The organism is Streptomyces xanthophaeus, from assembly GCF_000725805.1.
In the GTDB taxonomy this organism is placed as follows: domain Bacteria; phylum Actinomycetota; class Actinomycetes; order Streptomycetales; family Streptomycetaceae; genus Streptomyces; species Streptomyces xanthophaeus.
In genome coordinates this window covers 262,807-281,829 of record NZ_JOFT01000019.1, presented here as the reverse complement: position 1 = coordinate 281,829, position 19,023 = coordinate 262,807, and the positions used below count along the sequence as shown (strand labels likewise).

General features: G+C 68.8%; 15 protein-coding genes and 1 pseudogene. 9 read left to right on the top strand and 7 right to left on the bottom strand.

The genetic code is table 11. The features are described from left to right. Positions 1-56: 56 nt before the first annotated feature. Complete coding sequence (locus IO30_RS0114615; protein WP_031143007.1) at positions 57-341, top strand: hypothetical protein; 285 nt, start codon at positions 57-59, stop codon at positions 339-341. 762 nt (positions 342-1,103) lie between these two features. After that, a complete protein-coding gene (locus IO30_RS0114605; protein ID WP_234321685.1) occupies positions 1,104-1,913 on the top strand; it encodes a leucine-rich repeat domain-containing protein in 810 nt (269 codons plus the stop codon). 138 nt (positions 1,914-2,051) lie between these two features. On the opposite strand, the gene IO30_RS0114600 is transcribed toward IO30_RS0114605, so the two are convergent. Next, positions 2,052-2,243 (bottom strand): hypothetical protein, encoded by a 192-nt coding sequence (locus IO30_RS0114600; protein WP_031143003.1) that lies wholly within the window; start codon positions 2,241-2,243, stop codon positions 2,052-2,054. Between the two features lie 633 nt (positions 2,244-2,876). Next, complete coding sequence (locus tag IO30_RS0114595; RefSeq protein WP_031143002.1) at positions 2,877-3,917, bottom strand: terpene synthase family protein; 1,041 nt, start codon at positions 3,915-3,917, stop codon at positions 2,877-2,879. Positions 3,918-4,270: 353 nt separating this feature from the next. Between IO30_RS0114595 and IO30_RS0114590 the strand changes: the two genes are divergently transcribed. Next, positions 4,271-5,308, top strand: a complete 1,038-nt coding sequence (locus IO30_RS0114590) for a LacI family DNA-binding transcriptional regulator (RefSeq protein WP_031143000.1) — start codon at positions 4,271-4,273, stop codon at positions 5,306-5,308. 126 nt (positions 5,309-5,434) lie between these two features. Here the strand turns inward: IO30_RS0114590 and IO30_RS0114585 are convergent, their stop codons facing one another. Continuing rightward, a complete protein-coding gene (locus tag IO30_RS0114585) occupies positions 5,435-8,215 on the bottom strand; it encodes a glycosyl hydrolase (protein WP_031142997.1) in 2,781 nt (926 codons plus the stop codon). A 242-nt stretch (positions 8,216-8,457) separates the two neighbouring features. Between IO30_RS0114585 and IO30_RS0114580 the strand changes: the two genes are divergently transcribed. The 4 genes from IO30_RS0114580 to IO30_RS0114565 all read left to right on the top strand — a co-directional run bounded on the left by IO30_RS0114580 (position 8,458) and on the right by IO30_RS0114565 (position 13,712). Next, positions 8,458-9,762: an ABC transporter substrate-binding protein gene (locus IO30_RS0114580; RefSeq protein WP_031142995.1), complete on the top strand. Its 1,305-nt coding sequence runs from the start codon at positions 8,458-8,460 to the stop codon at positions 9,760-9,762. A 406-nt stretch (positions 9,763-10,168) separates the two neighbouring features. Then, the gene (locus tag IO30_RS0114575; RefSeq protein ID WP_031142993.1) at positions 10,169-11,188 is read left to right on the top strand and encodes a carbohydrate ABC transporter permease; all 1,020 of its coding nucleotides are present in this window, start codon (positions 10,169-10,171) and stop codon (positions 11,186-11,188) included. Continuing rightward, positions 11,185-12,108: a carbohydrate ABC transporter permease gene (locus IO30_RS0114570; protein WP_031142991.1), complete on the top strand. Its 924-nt coding sequence runs from the start codon at positions 11,185-11,187 to the stop codon at positions 12,106-12,108. Before IO30_RS0114575 ends, IO30_RS0114570 begins: the two co-directional genes overlap by 4 nt. A 176-nt stretch (positions 12,109-12,284) precedes the next feature. Next, positions 12,285-13,712, top strand: coding sequence for a GH1 family beta-glucosidase (locus IO30_RS0114565; protein ID WP_031142989.1), 1,428 nt, complete (start codon positions 12,285-12,287; stop codon positions 13,710-13,712). A gap of 117 nt (positions 13,713-13,829) precedes the next feature. Here the strand turns inward: IO30_RS0114565 and IO30_RS0114555 are convergent, their stop codons facing one another. Together IO30_RS0114555 and IO30_RS46980 are read right to left on the bottom strand one after the other, a co-directional pair. Further along, positions 13,830-14,105: a 2'-5' RNA ligase family protein gene (locus IO30_RS0114555; protein ID WP_031142987.1), complete on the bottom strand. Its 276-nt coding sequence runs from the start codon at positions 14,103-14,105 to the stop codon at positions 13,830-13,832. A gap of 366 nt (positions 14,106-14,471) precedes the next feature. Then, complete coding sequence (locus IO30_RS46980; RefSeq protein ID WP_237403258.1) at positions 14,472-14,759, bottom strand: hypothetical protein; 288 nt, start codon at positions 14,757-14,759, stop codon at positions 14,472-14,474. A gap of 1,318 nt (positions 14,760-16,077) precedes the next feature. Between IO30_RS46980 and IO30_RS43475 the strand changes: the two genes are divergently transcribed. Next, the gene (locus IO30_RS43475) at positions 16,078-16,485 is read left to right on the top strand and encodes an ATP-binding protein (RefSeq protein ID WP_157853277.1); all 408 of its coding nucleotides are present in this window, start codon (positions 16,078-16,080) and stop codon (positions 16,483-16,485) included. Positions 16,486-16,519: 34 nt separating this feature from the next. On the opposite strand, the gene IO30_RS43470 is transcribed toward IO30_RS43475, so the two are convergent. Together IO30_RS43470 and IO30_RS0114535 are read right to left on the bottom strand one after the other, a co-directional pair. Further along, positions 16,520-16,876 carry an STAS domain-containing protein gene (locus tag IO30_RS43470; protein WP_157853275.1) on the bottom strand — a complete coding sequence of 119 codons (357 nt, stop codon included), beginning with the start codon at positions 16,874-16,876 and terminating at the stop codon, positions 16,520-16,522. 274 nt (positions 16,877-17,150) lie between these two features. Next, positions 17,151-17,498 (bottom strand): MerR family transcriptional regulator, encoded by a 348-nt coding sequence (locus IO30_RS0114535; protein ID WP_031142981.1) that lies wholly within the window; start codon positions 17,496-17,498, stop codon positions 17,151-17,153. A 950-nt stretch (positions 17,499-18,448) separates the two neighbouring features. On the opposite strand from IO30_RS0114535, the pseudogene IO30_RS48135 reads away from it, so the two are divergent. Then, positions 18,449-18,588, top strand: a pseudogene (locus tag IO30_RS48135) (IS5/IS1182 family transposase); the annotation flags it as partial. Positions 18,589-19,023: the final 435 nt, after the last annotated feature.

The following is a 19,023-nucleotide window of genomic DNA, read 5'->3' as shown; positions in this document are numbered from 1 at the left end:
GGTGAGAGCGTGCGCTGGGCGCGCGGCAACGGAAACGGAAGCGGAGGACGGTCGACATGGCGGAGAGCCATCAGGTGCTGCTCGTCTCCTTCACCGACCGGCAGGCGAGCCGCGCGGGGTACCAGGAGGCACTGGCGCTGCCGGGGCTGCGTGGTCCTCGGCCCTGCCAGCTCCCGATCGATGATCGCGGTCGGGCCGATTCCGAGGCGACGGGAACGGTCGCCCGCCTGACTGGCCACGCCCAGCGTAAAGAGCGGCGGCTCGTCTGCGACGCCGTGGGTGTACATCGCGTCGCGCTCCGAGCCGGTATCCAGGCGCCCGACTTCGACCTTACCGTGTAAGTCCTGTGGGACACACCGGCGCCAAACCGCGCCGCGGCAGCAGCGCCTCCACCCCGGTCCATCACCGTAATCCCGACGATGGTGGATAGCGGCATGGTGAGGACGCAAGAAGGAGAAGGATAAGCGGCCGCTCTGGGGCCTTCCGAAGGCGTTCGTCCTGTTGGCGACGCCGGAAGGCTGGCGCTTCAGCGTCTTCACCCTGGAGGGCGGAATGCTCTGCGGGCGCTTGGACATTCCTGTCCTCACGCACCCAGAAGACGCACGGACCGCTGCGGCGGTCATGGTGACGGAACTCGCGAGCGACTCCCACGAAACCGACGTCCAGGTCCACTGAAATGAGCCCACGGAGCCCTGGTCGTGGACCGCCCAATTCACCCCCCGTCACCCAAAGCGAAAAGTGCCATGAACCGCGTGACTGTCCGCGAAGGCGCCGCGTGCTCCTCACCGTCTTCGCCTGTCCCAGGCCCTCAAGGGAACACCAAGTGCAGGTCGACCACTGGCAGGCCTTTGAACCACCCACCGCTACAGCTTCGCTCCCCCAAAAGGCCAATGGCATGGGGAGCCTCACCCGCCCCCAGAACAGCCACTCGCTGACACACCACCGCTGCCACCGCACCCGCACACTCACACCAGCCCCCGGCTGCACTGAGGTGATCAGTGAGTGGCGCGGGCATCAGACATGCGAAGGCACCGTGCCCGAGCACCTGGAAGAAAGTCGGCTCGGCGCGGGGCATTCGAGGACAGCGCTAGTAGGTTGGAGTCATGGTGGGTGAGGGCAAGCAGCAGCTCTTCGTGAATCGGTGGGGCGACACGTCCGGATCGGAACCGGCTGGACGTAAGTCCCACCGCGAGACCTGCCGCTGCTTCGACCAGAGCAAGCCTCACCCGCGCGCTCGCGTCGGGTTCCACACCGAGCTCCAAGACACCTCGGCTCCGGGCTGGAAACACCTGCTTGAGCTCATCGATGAGGCGGCCGCCGACGGCCGGGAGGAGTTTCGTCCCCTTCTTGAGCTGAGCCCCGAAGAACGACGGCAGGTCGTCACACTGCCGCCGGCCATCGGAAAGCTGACAGCGGTCAAGCACCTCATGCTCTACGGCAGCAACCTCGTCCGACTCCCATCCGAAATCGGGGCGATGACCAGTCTGGAGGAGTTCACCCCTTACACCTCTTATCGGCTGCACTGGTTCCCCTACGAAATCACCAGATGCACCGGGCTCATGAGGAGCACGGTCAGTACGCGTTCCCTGTTCGGAAATCACAAGCTGCGGGCACCGTTCCCCCGGCTGGCACCCGCCCGCAGCTCCGTCACGGGCCTTGACACAGCGGACTTGGACGCACGCCGCTGGGGCACGACAGCCGTCTCATCATGCAGCGTCTGCGACCAACCGATAGAGCAAGGCGGTCTGCACCCGGCCTGGATCTCCTTGCGCGTTGCCACGGATGTCCTGCCCCTCCTGGTCAACGCATGCTCTCCGCAATGCGTGGCCTCTCTTCCCCAGGCGCCCGAGGGATACGTCCGATCCGCGCACGCGGGCGGCCGGGTCAGTCAGCCCGCAGCTGACTGGGACTGAACGTCAAGTACGCACGGTTGCGCACAGAGGCGACATCGAAACTCGGTTCGGGTCCCAGACCTTGCCCGAAGCCCGCGTCCTGATTCTCCGTCTCCAGTGCCCTATGCCGCTGCGTGAGGGTGAGTGACCGGCAGGCCGTTACCTGGTCTCCCAGGCCGTTACGTTTCCCCGGTAGGTCACTGCGTCGGGGCCGATACCCAGGGCCGTCAGCAGGATGTTGATCGCGGCTTCGTCGTCCTCCGTCTCATTGAGGACGGACACGATGGCGTCCTTCAGTTGGCTGGTGTTCAGCCGGTAGAGGGCGAAATGGATTCCCTCGATCTGGACCATCGCCAATCGACCTCGGAGAGCTCTTCCCAGCCGTGCTCGATCGACAGCCCTCAGCCGGTGCGCCAAGGCCCCAATGGAGTTGCGCGGCAGGCGACTTCGCGGAACAGGCCGTCGGCGACGTACCATCACATGCTCGCTTGCCATGAAGGGTTCGGGTTCGGGCACGCTGAGATGGGCGCCTCCAGCCAGGTGATTTTGGGGCCAGCTCCTGCTACAGGCCGGAGTCGGCGGGGCCGATCCGGAGTACGGCATTGTCCCGGTGCAGCGGCATGGCTCTGAGGGAATTGGCAGCAGGATGCGCCAATCAGCCGGCCGCCTCACCCGGGGGTGCTCCCTCGGCCGCCTTTGCGTCGACTTTCCAAATGCGGCTCCATGTCGCCGCATCGCGTACCAAGGATGCGGCAGGAGCCACCGATGCTCTGCGCATTGTGCGATCCCGGGGCGGGGCTGAACTGCATCCCGAAGTGGGGAACAACTGCTGTCCAGCCCTCGGAAAGGCGCGCGGCACCCCCTGTGGCTCCGGATGGCGCTAGCCAGTGCCGGGGGGCGGGACTGCCTGGGCTGTGCGTTGTGGGCCGTCGGTCTTGTGGACGTGCCGGTAGGTGAGTGTCGTCCGTCCTCCCCTGGATCCCGTCAGGCGCAGCCAGAGCTGTTTCTTCCGGTGCCCGGCGTCTTCAGGACCTCTTCGAAGTAGCCGGGCCCCGTGCTGGGGATGATCTGGAGTGCACTGGTGTAGCGGCGGGTCCGGGTCTGCCAGGCGTGGTAGCCGCTCATCCAGGTCTCCATGACCTCGACGTACGTAGCCACGGCAGTTCGCTCCGGGCCGGTGAGACCGAGCTGCAGGCACATGGCTGGGACCTGGAGGGCAAGTTCCTGGAAACGCGTGACGCGGCCGTCGACCTCCCGGCGGGCGGCACTGATGGCTTCGTCTCGGGTACAGGGCCGGGTGTGTTCGAGGACGAGGACGAGGTTGTCCATGTCTCCGCGGGCTTCCTCCTTCTCCAGCGAGTAGACGTCGTTGCACATGAAAGTGACGTCGGTCGCGGCCTGGCGCATGATGCGCAGCTGCGGACTGTGGAGGGCGGCCGGGTGGATGGTGACGCCGGCGGCCCGCTCGCCCAGGGACAGGGGCAGGTCGGTTCCGGCTATGCCCCGTCTGACCTGCAGGTACGTTTCCACGTCGGCGGGTGTTCCGCGGAGCCTGCCGATCGCCTCGTGGGCCTGGGTCGCGAAGTAGTACTCCCACTCGTGTGCGGTACGGGCCACCCAGCCCGGGTGCGCGCCGTCGCAGCTTCGCGCCCAGAGGTCGGCGAACGCCACCGCGCACGCATCGGCCCCGGCTGCAGGAACGACGCCGTGCACGATGTCGATCAGCTGTCGGCACACGGCCGCGGCGCGGGCGGGGTCCTGGCCGAGAGGGCCGTCGAACTGGTCGTCGAAGACGAAGAAGAACGCCATCGCGTCCGCGCACAGGTCCAGGGCGTGGCCATCGGCGTAGGGGAAGCCGTACGCGGCGAGGAGCGGCATGTCCCAGGACGCGTACCACTCCAGCGAGCGGCCCTCCCCGACGAGACCAGTGCCCGCCACCCACGCCAGATTGCGTTGGCGCGCGCCCTCCAGGTCCGGACTGAGGGCGATCGGGAAGGGGAGGTGGAACTCGATGTCCTGCGGCACATGTCCTCCACTAGGCGTCTCGCTCGACCGGGTGTGCTGCGTCGACTCCGGATCGGTGCCGATCAGCCCAAGTCCGGTTCCGTAGACGCCACTTCCATGATGGCCCCAGCGCCTGGCTCCGCGCCCTGCTGGTGGAGCGGCCGACCATCTGTGTCGGCTGAAGGCCGGCGCTTTCGGCGGGGGTCCCGGGTCTGACTGGTGGGCCCGCGGGGAGGCGGGCCGGGGGTGATGGGCGATTGGGAGCGCTCTCAGGCAGCGGGTGTGTCCCCGCGTTAAGCTGTAGGCGATCCGGCGGCGGTGCAGGTCCGCACCACCTTGCGTGTCGTCGCCACCGTGGAGGAGGAGCGACCGTCTTGCCCGAGCAGTCCCCCGGGGCCCGCCCCACCCTGGAAGCCGTCGCGGCGCTTGCGGGAGTGTCCCGGGCCACGGCCTCGCGGGTCGTCAACGGCGGCGACGGGGTCCGCAAACCGCTGGTCGACAAGGTGCTCCGGGCGGTCGACGAGCTCGGCTACGTCCCCAATCACGCGGCCCGGACGCTGGTGACCCGGCGGACGGGTGCGGTGGCGGTCGTCATCGCCGAGCCGGAGGTGCGGATCTTCTCGGACCCCTTCTTCTCCCAGCAGATCCGGGGCATCAGCAAGGAGCTGACCGCCCACGACACCCAGCTCGTGCTGCTGCTGGTGGAGGGGCCGGGGGATTTCGACCGGATCACCCGGTACCTGTCCGGCGGGCACGTGGACGGCGCGCTCGCGTTCTCCCTGCACACCGACGACCCGTTGCCCGCGATCACCCGGCGGGCGGGGATCCCGACCGTGTTCGGGGGTCGGCCCGGCTGGACCTCCGACCCCGGCGAGCGGGCCGTTCCGTACGTCGACGCCGACAACCGGGGCGGGGCCCGGGCCGCCGTGCAGTACCTGCGCGACCTCGGGCGGGAGCGGATCGCCCACATCGGCGGGCCGCCCGACCAGACCTCGGCGATGGACCGTCTCGACGGTTACCGGGACGTGCTGCTGGACACGGATCCCACGCTCGTCGCCGAGGGTGCTTTCACCGTGGAGAGCGGGGCGCGGGCGATGGCTGAGCTGCTGGAACGCAGGCCCGACCTGGACGCGGTGTTCGTCGCCAACGACCTGATGGCCTCGGGGGCTCTGCGGGTCCTGCGGGAGCGCGGGATCGCTGTGCCGGAGCAGGTGGCGGTCGTCGGGTTCGACGACATGGATCCGGTGGCCAAGGAGACCGTCCCGCCGCTGACCACCGTCAGGCAGGACATCGAGGGGCAGGGGCGGTTGATGGCGCGACTGCTGCTGCGCAACCTCGACCCTGCGGAGAACGGGCCGGCGCCCTACTCCGTGATCACCCCGACCGTGCTGGTCCGGCGGGACTCGGCCTGAGCCCGGACGCTGCGTACGCGTACGGCGGGTCCCCGCCCTGAGGAGCCGGAGACCCGCCGCACCGATCATGTTCGTCGTTCTGGTTCGTACACCGTCCGAACAGGGGGCTTCGCGGCGGTGGGTGGGTTACGCGTACGGGATCTTCAGCACCGCCGCGTCCGTGCCCGTCTGGACCTGGGACGTGCCGTTGCCCAGCGCGTTCCATATCTCCAGGCGGACGGTGCCGTTCTTGAGTTCGCCCAGGCTGCCGGTGACGGCCTGCGCGCCGACGGCCTGCGTGTACTCCTCCCAGCCCGCGACCGGGTCCGTCGCGAAGTAGCGGTAGGTTTCGGTGCGGTCGAAGGTGCCGTCACCGGTCAGGTCGTAGCTGACCCTGACCTGCGGGGCCAGCGCCACCTTGGTGCCCGCGTCCACCCGGAGGCGGAACGTGGTTCCCGCCCCCGCGGCGACCTGGCCGTTGACCTGCTTCGCCTCGTAGACGGTCGGCCGGTACGGGGTGCCGTCCCGGTTGACGCCGTCGGCCGAGGCCACGGTGTCCGCGCCGGCCGGGTCGGCGGTGGAGGTGGTGAGGATGCCGCCGGACTTGAGGCGGAAGGTGTTGCCGGTGGAGGGGCCGGGCTCCTCCGGGTCCGGGTTTCCGGTGTCGGCGCCGGTGCCCGTGGCCGTCGAACGGGCGGGTACGGACAGCGTCTTGCCGTCCGAGAAGGTCACCGTACGGGTGGTTGAGCCGTGGTTGTGCGCGGTGTAGGTGCGGGTGCCGTTCTTGCTGAAGACGGCAGAGGTGGGCAGGTCGCCGCTGACCGTCATGTCCGGCGCGCCGAGCGTGTCGAGCGTGCTGATCCAGTGGTAGGTGTGCGCCTTGGACTCGCCCTGCTCCGGGGTGTAGTTGCCGTTGACGCCGTCCCACTTGGCCTTCGCCCTGGCCGGATCGGTCAGCGCCTCGAACTCCCAGAGCAGGTCGCGCCACTCCTGGGCCGGGCCGCCGTTCTCCCGCTCCATCTCGGCGATGTTCCGGGCAATGGCTGCCTTCTCACGGGCCAGGTGCAGTGAACCACCGGTCACAGGGAGGACGTTGATGCCGTGGATCTCCTCCGGATTGGCGGTCCACCAGGTGGAGTACGCGGCGCCGCTGCCCCAGACCATGCCGACCGTGCCGTACTTGTACGAGGCGGGGAAGACCTGCTCGTTCGCGTCGAACCAGTACTGGGTGATCGCCTCGGACTCCGTCGTCAGCAGGTAGCTGCCGAGGTCGCGGAGTGAGGTGTCGCCGGTCGCCGCACCCCAGAGCACGAGCCCGGCGCTGAGGTTGATGGATTCCGACGAGGACTCCTGGTTGTTGCCCGCCGCGAAGCCCTGGTGGCCGGAGGCCCAGCTGTGGCCGGCGTACACGTCGAAGCCCCGCAGGAAGGGGTACGCCGAGTCGGTACGGCTCGGGTTGGCCGTGTCGCGGATCAGGTGCTTGATCATCGTGCCCCAGGCCGAGTCGGCCGCCCAGGCCTGGTCGTACTGGGCGACGATCGCCGCCGCGTAGACGTAGTAGCTGTAGTGGAAGTGGTGGTCGTTGAGTTCGGTGTCGCTGCCGTACGAGGCCGGGTAGCCGGTGAGGGTCTTCCAGTCCTTGTCGTAGCTGAACTCGCTCGCCCCGCCCGCCGTGAACCACTCCTGGAGCCGGCCCTTCATCAGGCCGAGGAGCTTGTCACGGGTCGCGGTCTGACCTATCTGGTCGGCCACGGGCACCAGTTGGGCGAGCCGGCCGAGCGCCTTGCCGGTCCAGTAGGTGTCGGTGGCCCCGGAGAACGGGTCGGAGGCGTTGGCGACCTCGTTGAGGTAGCCGGTCAGCCGGGCCCGGTCGACCCCGTTGGAAGCGGGCAGGGCGGGCACCACGCCGTTGTTCTTCTGGCTGGTGGTGAAGGAGGCGGACTCGCGCACCTTCATGGTGCCGCGCGGTGAGACGTACGTGTACGGGGTCAGCGCGTCGGCGGTGTGGAGCCACTGGTGGCGGTACAGGGCCTGGAGCGTGCCACGCTCGGTGCCCTCCTTGGCCTCCGTGGTCAGGGTGTAGGTCGCACGGACGTCGCCCCCGACGCTCTGCCAGGCCACCTGGGAGCCGGTGACGAAGCTGAACGCGTACTTGCGGTAGGTCGCCAGCGCGTCCGTGGAAGGCAGGACGGCGAGGGAGAAGTAATCCTTGCCCGCCAGTCCGGCGGTGATCGTGGTGCCGGAGACGTTCCAGTCGGCGCCGGTCGGGGCGAAGAGGGCGTAGTGGTGGCCGGCGACCGTGATGCCGAGGACGTTGCCGTTGTCCGCGAAGACGGAGGGCGTGGAGGCGGTCGTGATGCGCGCGTCGCCGCCGGAGCCCTTGGCGTATACGAACGGCATGCCGTGGCCGATGGTGGCCCGGAAGGTGCGGGAGCCGTCCGCCCAGTACGGGGTGACCGTCCAGTCCGACCAAGCGTCGGCCTTGGTGTCGGGCGAGTTCAGGCCGGTGAGGCCGACGGTGAGATCGGCCTTGTGGGCGTACTCGTACTGCCGGCCGTCACCGACGATCGCGGGCGTGGTCGGGTAGCCGACCTCGAGGCCCGAGGCCTTGGCCTGGTAGGTGAGGGGGTGCCCGTACATGGGGGTCGAGTACGGGTTGTCGCCATAGCGCTGGTAGGCGAGCGAGGTCCACCAGTCGTTGGTCGGGACGGGCTTGTCCCGGGCGGCGGCGGTGAGTTTGGGGGTGACGGGGGCACCGGTGTTCGTCGTGGGTCCGGACGTACCGGCGGGACGGGCGTCGGTGTAACTGCCCGAACCTGCGGGGATGGTGGCGGCGGCCGCAGGGGAGGCGGCGGAGCCCAGGCCGGCGGCGGCCAGGGCGACGGCCAGGAGCGTCGCCGCGGCAGGTCTGGAGAGGGAGGCTTGCACGAAACAGCACCTCGATCAGCGGGGGGAAGAGCGCGTTCGAGAGCGCTCTCAAGTGCCATGGAACGTAAATCTCCTGAAACCTCAATGTCAAGGGAGGCTGCAACACAGGGAGTTGGATGGGTCGCCCTGTCGTTATGCGTTCGACTCTTGACGGGAAGCAGGTGGTGGGGGACGCTCCTGACGCACAGACTGAGAGCGCTCTCAAGCCGCTCGGTCCATCCCGAAGTCAAGGGAGTCTTCCCATGCCCATCGCCCGAGCCGCCACGAGAGCCACAGCCCGCCTCGGCGCTGTCGTCCTCACAGGGGCCCTCCTCGCCGCCTGTGGATCCAGCTCATCGCCGGACTCCGCCGACGGCGCGGGCAAGAACATCACCCTCACGGTCGACCTCTTCGGATCCTTCGGCTTCAAGGAGGCCGGTCTCTACGAGGATTACCAGAAGCTCCACCCCAACGTGACGATCAAGCAGAGCGACACCCAGGACGAGGCGGACTACTGGAAGTCGCTCCAGACCCGCCTGGCGGGCGGCGGCGGTCTCGCGGACGTGCAGGGCGTGGAGGTGGGCCGGATCGCGTCGGTCACCCAGCAGCAGACCGACAAGTTCCTGGACCTGAAGGCCTTCGGGGCGGACAAGCTCAAGGACCAGTTCGCCGAGGCCAAGTGGTCGGCGGCGACCACGAAGGACGGCAAGATCCTGGGCCTGGGCACGGACGTGGGCCCGGAGGCCATGTGCTACCGGACCGACCTCTTCCAGCAGGCCGGTCTGCCCACCGACCGCGAGGAGCTCGCGAAGAAGTGGTCCACCTGGGACGGCTACCTGGAGCTGGGCAAGGAGTACAAGCAGAAGGCACCCGCCCAGAGCGCCTGGCTCGACAGCATCGGATCCCTCTACGGAGTCATGATCGGCCAGGAGAAGGAGCGGTACTACAACGCCTCCGGCACGCTGGTCTACGAGACGAACCCGGCGGTCAAGACGGCCTGGGACACCTCGGTGAAGGCGGCCGAGGCCGGCCTGAGCGCCAAGCTCGACCAGTGGTCTCCGCAGTGGAACCAGGCCTTCGCCGCCGGTTCGTTCGCCACCATCCCCTGCCCGGCCTGGATGCTCGGCTACGTCAAGGGCCAGGCCGGTGAGGCGGGCCAGGGCAAGTGGGACGTCGCCAAGCTCCCTGGCGGAGCGGGCAACTGGGGCGGCTCGTACCTCGCGATCCCGCGTGCGGCCAAGCACAAGGAGGAGGCGTACAAGCTGATCGAGTGGCTCACCGCGCCCGAGCAGCAGGCGAAGGTGTTCCAGAAGCAGGGCAACTTCCCCTCCTCGACAGGCGCGATCGCGCAGATCGCGGACGCCAAGGACCCGTACTTCTCGGGCGCCCCGATCGGCCGGATCTTCGGTGACGCGGCCAAGGAGTCCCCGGTGCAGGTGCTGGGCGTGCACGACCAGAACGTGATGCAGCAGCTGACGAACGCGCTGAGCGAGGTCGAGCGCAAGGGAGTCGCGTCGGAGACGGCGTGGGAGACGGCGAAGAAGGGCGTGGCGAACGTGATCGGCTGACGCCGGTCGCCGGTAGCGGGTGCCGGTAGCGCGTCCGGCCACCGGCGGCGGCCGCCGGCCGTCACCTCGCCTCCCCGCGAGGCCGGTCCACCGCCTGACAGCCGCGCACGGACGGCTGGCCGCCCTCCTCCAGGCGGCGGGGCCGTGGGTGGATGGGCCGCGCGAGCGCTGTGCGGCCCGGTGGACCGGCCGGGGCCCGCGCTCCTCGGTGGCCGGGCCGGCACCGTACACCTCGGTGGACGGATCAGCCCCGCGCGCGCCTCGGTGGAGCGGCCGCGCCCCACGGCCTCCCGCCGTCGGCGGTCGGCCCCGCCCCGCCTGCGCCTCGCCCTCCGCCCCTCCTACGCCTCCGCCCCCCACCTCCGCTTGCGTAAACCCTCCCGTCCCGATCCCGAAGGGCCGCATCGTGTCCCCCACCTCCCTCGCCAAGGTCGGAGCCCGCCGGGCCAGAAGCGGTTCCGGTTCCGGCCCCGGTCCCGGAACCGGAGCTGCCCCGGGGACCGACCCGGGTGACGGCCCCAAGGCCGCTCTGCGGCGCACCTGGCGCAAGGCCTCCCCGTACGCCTACATCGCCCCCTTCTTCACCCTGTTCCTCGCCTTCGGCCTCTTCCCGCTCCTCTACACCGCGTTCGTCTCCCTCTACCGCGTCGAGCTCCAGACGAGCGGCGAGATGGAGTGGCGGGGCATCGCCAACTACACCGCGCTCTTCACCGACGAGTACTTCTGGATCTCGCTGCGCAACACGTTCACCATCGGCGTGCTGTCCACCGTTCCGCAGCTCGCGATGGCACTGGGCCTGGCCCACCTGCTCAACTACAAGCTGCGCGGCCGGACGTTCATCAGGACCACGCTCCTGCTCCCCTACGCGACGTCCGTCGCCGCCGCCACGCTCGTCTTCGCGCAGCTCTTCGGCCGCGACTTCGGACTGATCAACTACGTGCTCGGGCTCTTCGGCGTCGACCCGGTGGACTGGCAGACGGACACGGTCGCCTCGCAGATCGCCGTATCGACGATCGTGATCTGGCGCTGGACCGGCTACAACGCACTGATCTACCTGGCGGGCATGCAGTCGATCCCGCACGAGCTGTACGAGGCCGCGGGGATCGACGGGGCTTCCCGCTGGCGCCAGTTCATCCACGTGACCCTTCCCGGACTGCGGCCGACCATCGTCTTCACCGTGATCATTTCAACGATCGGCGCGACCCAGCTCTTCGGTGAACCCCTGCTGTTCGAGGGGTCGATCTCCGGCGGCATCTCGCACCAGTACCAAACCCTCGGCCTGTACATGTACGAGCAGGGCTGGGGCTTCTTCCACCTGGGGCGGGCCGCGGCCATCGCCTGGGTGATGTTCGTCCTGATCGTGGTGCTCGTCGGGGTCAACGCCCTGATCGCGCGCCGCCGTGCACGCAAGGAGGCCGGCCGATGACCGCGCTCGCCCCGGCGCCCGCCGCGCCCGAGAAGCCCTGCCCTCCGCAGGACCGGCCCGGCAAGGGCCCTTGGTTCTTCCGCAAGGGCGGCGGGGCCGGGAAGACGATGACGGGCGGCTGGCTCGCCTACCTCATCCTCGGATTCGCGCTGCTGATCTCGGCGTTCCCCTTCTACTGGACGATCGTCGCGGCCAGCCGGTCCAACGCCGACCTGGCACAGGTACCTCCGAGCCTGCTGCCCGGCCCGAACCTGATGAAGAACTTCGAGGCGGTCCTCGAAGAGGCCGACATCGGCAAGGCGCTGCTGAACTCACTGATCGTCTCCGGGGCCATCACCGTGGGCACGGTGCTCTCCTGCACCCTGGCCGGGTTCGCCTTCGCCAAGCTGAAGTTCCGGGGCCGGGGCGCACTGCTGACGTTGACGATCGGCACGATGATGATCCCGCCGCAGCTCGGCGTGATCCCGCTGTTCATGCTGATCGCCGAACTCCAGTGGGTGAACCAGCTCCAGGCGGTGATCCTGCCCGGTCTGGTGTCGGCGTTCGGGGTGTTCTTCATGCGCCAGTACCTGATCCAGTCACTGCCGGACGAGCTGATCGAAGCGGCCCGCATGGACGGGGCCTCCACGTCCCGGATCTTCTGGTCGATCGTGATCCCGATTGCGCGGCCGGGGATGGCGGTGCTCGGAATGCTCACGTTCATGACGGCGTGGAACGACTTCTTCTGGCCCGTCATCGCGCTGTCCTCACAGGAGCCGACCGTGCAGGTCGCACTGCGGCAGCTGGGCGGCGGCTACGTCAACGACCAGTCGGTCATCATGGCCGGCACGCTGCTCGGCACCCTGCCCGTGCTGCTCGTCTTCGGCCTGCTGGGCCGACAGATCGTCGGCGGCATCATGCAGGGCGCGGTGAAGGGCTGACGCGCTCGCGCCTTCCGGCAGCGCAGACCGCAAGGCCGCCTACGGCTTCCGGCAGCCGCCGACGGGTGCCCTGCTTCACCAGCCCCATCCAGCCCATCTAGCTGCACGTAGCTGCACGTAGCTGCGCCTAGCTGCACCTGATCGTCCCCTCCCCTACTTCCTGGAGTGTCCGTCTCATGACCGCTGTCGATGCCCGCCCGGCGACCTCCACGGGCACCCGCCCCGAGCCCGGGACGGGACTGCGCTTCCCCACCGGATTCCGTTGGGGCACGGCCACCGCCGCCTACCAGATCGAGGGGGCGGCCACCGAGAACGGCCGGACGCCGTCCATCTGGGACACCTTCAGCCGCACGCCCGGCAAGGTGCGCAACGGCGACACCGGTGACATCGCCGCTGACCACCTGCACCGGATGCCGGACGACGTGAAGCTGATGAAGGAGCTCGGCGTCACGGACTACCGCTTCTCCGTCTCCTGGCCCCGGGTCCAGCCGATGGGGCGGGGCCCGGCCGTGGAGCGCGGCCTGGACTTCTACCGCCGCCTGGTGGACGAGCTGCTCGCGAACGGCATCAGGCCGGTCGCGACGCTCTACCACTGGGACCTCCCGCAGGAGCTGGAGGACGCGGGCGGCTGGCCCGAACGCGACACCGCACACCGGTTCGCGGAGTACACGGACCTGGTGGCCCGGGCTCTGGGCGACCGGGTGACCACCTGGACGACGTTGAACGAGCCCTGGTGCGGGGCTTTCCTCGGGTATGGGAACGGGGTCCACGCCCCCGGCCGCACCAGTGACCTCGCCGCACTGCGCGCGGCCCACCACTTCAACCTGGCGCACGGCAGCGCGGTCCGCGTCCTGCGTGACCGCCTCCCGTCGGCAGCCGAGGTCTCACTGACCCTGAACCTCCACGCCCTGCGCCCGCTGACGGACACGAAGGCGGACCGGGACGCGGTGCGCCGGATCGACGCGGTGGCGAACCGGATCTTCCTGGACCCGGTCTTCCACGGGCGGCTGCCGCAGGACCTGGTGGAAGACACGTCGGGAGTGACGGACTGGTCGTTCGTCCGGGACGGGGACCTGGAGGTCACGTCCACGCCCATCGACTCGCTGGGCGTCAACTACTACTCCCCCAGCGTGGTTTCGGCAGGCTCCTCCGCCTCCCCCGCCCCCTGGGCCGGCGCCGAGGAGCACGTGGCGTTCACTCCGGCGGCAGGCCCTCGTACGGCCATGGACTGGCCGGTGGACGCGAACGGCCTGTACGAGCTGCTGACCCGGCTGCGCGACGAACTCCCACACCTCCCGCTCCTGGTGACGGAGAACGGAGCGGCGTACGACGACTACGCGGACCCGGAGGGGCAGGTCCACGACCCGGAGCGGGTGGCGTACCTGGACGCCCACCTGACGGCCGTGCACCGGGCGATCGAGGACGGCGTGGACGTACGGGGCTACTTCCTGTGGAGCCTGCTGGACAACTTCGAGTGGGCGTACGGCTACAGCAAGCGCTTCGGCATCGTCCACGTGGACTTCGCGTCCCAGCGCCGGACGGTGAAGGACAGTGCGCGATGGTACGCGGCGGTGATCGCGCGGAACGGGCTGGCGCGGGGCTGAGGAGGTTCCCTCCTCATGGCGGTCCTGGGACCTCCCCAGGACCGCCCGCGTAACCACCCCCTGCTGGTCCGCTCCCCCGAGGGGCAGCGGACCAGCCAGGCCCACTTCTGACCTGCGTCATCCTCCGAGCGCGAACGACGCCCGTTCTTGCCACTGCACCCCGTCGTGCACCATCAGTTCGATCGACGCGACGTGTGAGGTGAACGGGAGCCTGTCGGCGAAGCCGGCTTCGATCTCCTCCAGGACGGCGTCTTCCTGGCCTTGCGCGATGGTCAGGTGCGGCACGATCTCGGTGAACCGGCCGCCGTACGGCGGAGCCTCGGGCCAATGATCAGCGATCGCCTCCGTGAGCTGCCGCAGCTGCGTGTCGGGCTCGGGGAGGAGGTACGGCATCCGCCGGAGGGGTCGTGTCGGCCGAGGACCAGGAGCTGCGGGCGGGTAAGGGTGCCGGTGATCGTGCCGGTGACCGCCTCGGTGCGTCCTCGACGTCCTGCGCCACGCGAACGGCGGGTACCCGCTCACTGACGCCGTTTGCCGACGCGATCGCCCTGCGCGACCGCCTTGTGACCCTGTACGTGCGCATCGCAACCCCTTCGCCCGCACCGCTGGCCCCCACCTCGCACGCTTCGCCCACGAAGTCGGATACATCATCCGCAGCCACATGGAATGGGGCCTGAAGGCCAGCTGCTACCGAACACCGCGTGCCGGCCCAGAGAGATACTCGCCGGGCGCCGGGGCTTGCCGGCTCGACAGGCTGGTCTACCACCAGGCGGTGTTGTTGGGACCCAGGCGCCGCAGACGGTCGACGGACGGGCAGGAATAGTCAAGCTCGATGGTGTCCCACGTGTCGGTGGCCCCCTTGAGGGTCGTGGCGACATCCACGTTGAGGTACGGACGCCACACGAACCAGCGCGCGTCGCTCTCGTTGGGGCTCTCCTTGCGGACGCTCCACTTCTGAACGTCGGATCCGTTGCACGTCCGTACGACAACAGCCTCGCCGCGAGCCGGCGTGGTGTCGTTGGGCTGCAGGCACTTGTTGGAGGCCAAATTGCGCAGCGTGAAAGTCCACAACTGGGATGCCGCGTCGTAGGTACCCGCGGCGTCCCATGCCTCGGTCGAGTAGCTGTCCCACGCCGTGCTGCGCAAGGTGATCGCCTGGCTCCCTCGCTGAGGGAGTTACTGGACAGCGCCAGGCGGCTTCCGTCCATCCGGTTGACGAGATCCTGGTTCGGGAACGACTCTGCCGCGGCGGGACCCACGCCCGCCAGGACGAAAGTCAAGCCAGCAGCGGCTAGGACGGCAAAACGGCAGCGCAAGGCCATGCTGCTCCTCCGTCGAAGAAGGGGGATCTTGGTCCGCTGATCCTCGCGGGCTCCGGCCCGTATGCCCTGCCACGCCGCAAACGTGATCGTTTCTGCCTGTCGATACACCACCCAGACGGCCCGGGGCCCACAGCACACCCCAGCCAACCAGAACGCGCATCAAAGCCAACTACAGCGCTTAAGTGTTCTGCGTCATCGATTCCTAATGCCGTGTGTCAAGCCGCGAGGGCAGCCGCTGAACAGCGCGGAGGTGTAGCCGCGCGCAGCGCGAGGTCTGGTTTGGGGCTGCCTGTGCGGGCACAGAGCCCGCGGGCCCGGAACGCCGGCCTGCACTCGCCCTCCCAGATGAGGGCCGGCCCCCAGGAGAGCGCGGTAAATTCCGGCTTTCGAGTCCGTCGGGAATCCGCTTGGCAGCGGAGGTGAACAATCATGGCAGCGAGACTGACCGTCCACCACGTCTCACCGTCCGGCGAGCGGGCGGCGGCAGCGGGCGTGAAGTGGCAGGTCGAGGATCGAGAAGGGGAGCGGACCAGCGCGGTAAGCAGCGCCTCAGCGGGGATGTGGGCACAGGCAACACGGCAGTACCGTCATCGGCCGTAGCGGCCTGACCTTGCCCGCGGGGAGAGGTGGTTGGGTCACCCCTGCCCCACGACGAAGGCATCCCACCGTTGTCCCCATCCAGCGCCCGTCGTCCACCATCGGCCGCACACCCCTCAAGACGAATCGCCGGCAACATGGAACGATGCTCTGCGGGTTCCGCCAACCGGACCAGCAGACGGGCTCATGTCTTCGCACCCCGATGAGCTCAAGCCGACGCCCATCAGGGAGCGGGAAGGCAGGGCGGTCACGCTGGCGCGTCGACAGGCGGTAGCAAACCGCCTCAAAGGGGGCCCTTCGCCGCGCAATCCCGGACGCCGTGCGCCGGCAGCCCAGGGGGCGGCATCAGCATGACGAACCGTAGGTTCTTGATGAACGTCGTAGGGGTAGCGAGGGGGTCGGCATCGCCCCCCGTTATCCAGCAGACAACGGGGGAAACGGACCAGATGGAAGAGCAGAACGCGCCGCCGGTTGTCCTGCCTGCGCCGGCTGGCACCGGACCGACCTGCGCCGAGGTCCGAGAGGCGGCCCATGACGCCCTCGCCGGGATCCAAGCGCCGCCCAGCTTGGTCCAGGACGTGCTCACCGTGGTCACCGAACTGGCCGCCAACGCCCGCCGGCATGCCGGCGGCGTCACCGCCTTCCAGATCAACGCCCACCCGCAGGCGGTCACGGTCGAGGTCTCTGACGCCTCACCCCACGGGCCCCAGACCCTCCCCTGGGCCCCCACTCAGCCGGGTGGCTTCGGCTGGCGGCTCGTGAACCAACTCGCCGACACCACCGACGTCCGCTTCCATCCCGACGGCAAAACGATCACCGTCACCTTCACCAACCGTCAGCCACAGCGCCTCTGACCGAGGCAGCCACGAGGGCGACCGTGCCAGGGGGTCAGTCTGCCTGCGCGCCGTCGTCTTCGCGGAAGTCGAACAGGGCGAGCGTTCCCGTCAGTTCCAGCAGGCGGTGCAATTGATCGGGCACCGGCCCAGCCAGCACCATCCGCCGGGTGTTGCGCAGGCGGATCAACGCGCTGAGGAAAGAGGAGTCGGCGAACGACACCCCGGCCACATCCACCACCAGCAGCCGCGCGCCCGACGCCTCCCCATCGCAGGCGTCGATCAGCGCACCGACGGTGTCCTGGTCGAACTCGCCCCTGCAGGCGACCACGCACACACCGTCGGCCTCGGACCGAACCGTCACCGCTGGCGACACCACAAGTACCCTCCCGACCTGCTCTTCACCGGGCACACTCCCCGTGCCACCCCGACCGTACGGCGCACCCGCCCAAAACGACACACACCCGAAGCCCCGACCCTGCGACCATGCCCACCACACCCAGCCACGGCAGGCCAGAAGGCTCCGGCACGCACGGCCCAGAACCCGGACGCGGACGCGGACACCCAAGCCCTCGCCTTCTCGTTACGAGGGGGTTCTCTGCCGGGCACTGTGGGCAGTAGATCGGCGGCTTGTGTATCGGCATGGTCATGGGGGTGCCGGCCGAGACTGGCACGCGCGCCTCGGCTCATGCCGCGGCCGCCGGATCTGGCGGCAGTGCGGCACGGCATTCCGCGTTGATGCGCTGGGCTTCCTCGAGCTGGTCTTCCAGGATCACGATCCGGCAGGCAGCCTCGATGGGGGTGCCCTGGTCGACGAGCTCGCGGGCGCGGGCCGCGATGCGCAGCTGGTAGCGGGAGTAGCGGCGGTGTCCGCCCTCGGAGCGCAGCGGGGTGATGAGGCGGGCTTCTCCGATGGCGCGGAGGAAACCCTGGGTGGTGCCGAGCATCTCGGCGGCCCGGCCCATGGTGTAGGCGGGGAAGTCGTCGTCGTCCAGGTGGCCGCCGAGCGGCCCGGTGGGATCTCCTGCTGTCATCGCACCTCTTTCGTGGAACGCATGGAGGGGCCCGGATGCCTGCTGGCATCCGGGCCCCGAAGGAACTGCTACACCATCTGCCGGTGCCGGTACTGCGCCGGCCTTCTGTTTCCGCTCACCTGTCCGAACGGGGACGAGTGGTGCGGGGATCGCGGTGCTTGACCGGAGACCACCTCACTATCGATGTCCTGCGGTACCCGGACTCGCGTGGCGTCCGGGCGATCCTGATGGCGCTTCAAATCCTCCGTTCATCCCTCTGGCGAACAACTGCTTACCTGCGGGAACTGGCGGTACTGCCAACTGCACTTACTGCTGGTGATGCGAACACCTTGTACTGCTGGTGACCTGGCCAAGCGTCACGGCTTCGGCAGCCAGCCCCGTTGCCCATCCTGCATCTGCCCTGGCTTAGAACCCCACTGCCGAACCTCCCGGTGCGCGCGCCCGCAGCCGACGCCTTCACCGAGGTACCGCTCACTTTCCTTCGCTGCTGGGTACTGCCTGCACCGCTGCCACCTGTGTCAACAGCGGTACGGCTCGCGGCGGCCCCTGATGACTGCGGGCCACCCGGTCCGGTCGTCAGTCCCGTCGCCGTCATGCAACCGCTATGGCTTCGGAACTCCACCACCGCACCGTCATACGTACTGCAACTGCGGGTACTACTGCCCGGCAGTTCGTCTCTGCCAGGCCCTTCGGTCTCTCTGGGCTACGAGAGAAACCATAACCTCACCCCGCAGCAATGTCTACTCTGGCCACCACAGATTTTCGTGTGCGTGACTCTCAGGTAATCGGGTGTCGTCGGGTCGCTGCGGGCGGAAGCGCAACGATCGGGCAGGCATGCACCGGACCCCGAAAACAGACCAGGACCGCGCGCGATAACCGCGACGAGCTCCGAGCTCCGTCTTTCGTTCTCTGTCCACCGCCAAAGCGCGCCAGGCCGCCCTGGCCTCACCACTCAGCTCTTGCCCCTGCTCGATGACCACCCGTCCGGGGCCCGGACCTCTGGGGCTACGGCCGCGACATCTACCGCCACCAGGTTCGGACCCGCGGCATCCTTCCGGCCATCGCCATTGGAACGCCTCCAGGCACTGCTCGGTGAGCCTGAGGAGGCGTGGGGCCGGCCGCGCCGAGACGTCTGGGAGGCCTCCGAACGGCACCTCGGAGTCACGCTGCCCGCGGACTACAATGCGCTTCAACTGCTTGGCTGGCCAGCATTCGCGTCGTTCGATCATTGCCAGCCCCCAGTCAATCGCATGGCCTGCCCGCGACGGGGGCGCAGGGCAGGCCCCACCTTCGCGAGGGGCGGGAGTGGGCGCGGGCCGCAGGCCCGGCGGACAGCTGAACCGACAAGATCAACCAGCGGGCAGAGAACCGTTACGGCGAAACAAGGCCAGCCCTCGTTGCCGACACCAACCGAGTGTGGAACGAAGTGCAGCACTGGCCGATTTGGCGGTGTGGCGGATACGCGCTGCTCAAACCGCGGAGGCATCAGCGACGACTGGGCTGCAAGGTGACGACGAGCAGATTT

Excerpts from the sequence above, each read along its gene's own strand:
- IO30_RS0114615 (WP_031143007.1), top strand. The coding sequence starts at position 57 with ATGGCGGAGAGCCATCAGGTGCTGCTCGTCTCCTTCACCGACCGGCAG.
- IO30_RS0114605 (WP_234321685.1), top strand. The coding sequence starts at position 1,104 with ATGGTGGGTGAGGGCAAGCAGCAGCTCTTCGTGAATCGGTGGGGCGAC.
- IO30_RS0114600 (WP_031143003.1), bottom strand. The coding sequence starts at position 2,243 with ATGGTCCAGATCGAGGGAATCCATTTCGCCCTCTACCGGCTGAACACC.
- IO30_RS0114580 (WP_031142995.1), top strand. The coding sequence starts at position 8,458 with ATGCCCATCGCCCGAGCCGCCACGAGAGCCACAGCCCGCCTCGGCGCT.
- IO30_RS0114570 (WP_031142991.1), top strand. The coding sequence starts at position 11,185 with ATGACCGCGCTCGCCCCGGCGCCCGCCGCGCCCGAGAAGCCCTGCCCT.
- IO30_RS0114565 (WP_031142989.1), top strand. The coding sequence starts at position 12,285 with ATGACCGCTGTCGATGCCCGCCCGGCGACCTCCACGGGCACCCGCCCC.
- IO30_RS0114555 (WP_031142987.1), bottom strand. The coding sequence starts at position 14,105 with ATGCCGTACCTCCTCCCCGAGCCCGACACGCAGCTGCGGCAGCTCACG.
- IO30_RS43475 (WP_157853277.1), top strand. The coding sequence starts at position 16,078 with ATGGAAGAGCAGAACGCGCCGCCGGTTGTCCTGCCTGCGCCGGCTGGC.
- IO30_RS0114535 (WP_031142981.1), bottom strand. The coding sequence starts at position 17,498 with ATGACAGCAGGAGATCCCACCGGGCCGCTCGGCGGCCACCTGGACGAC.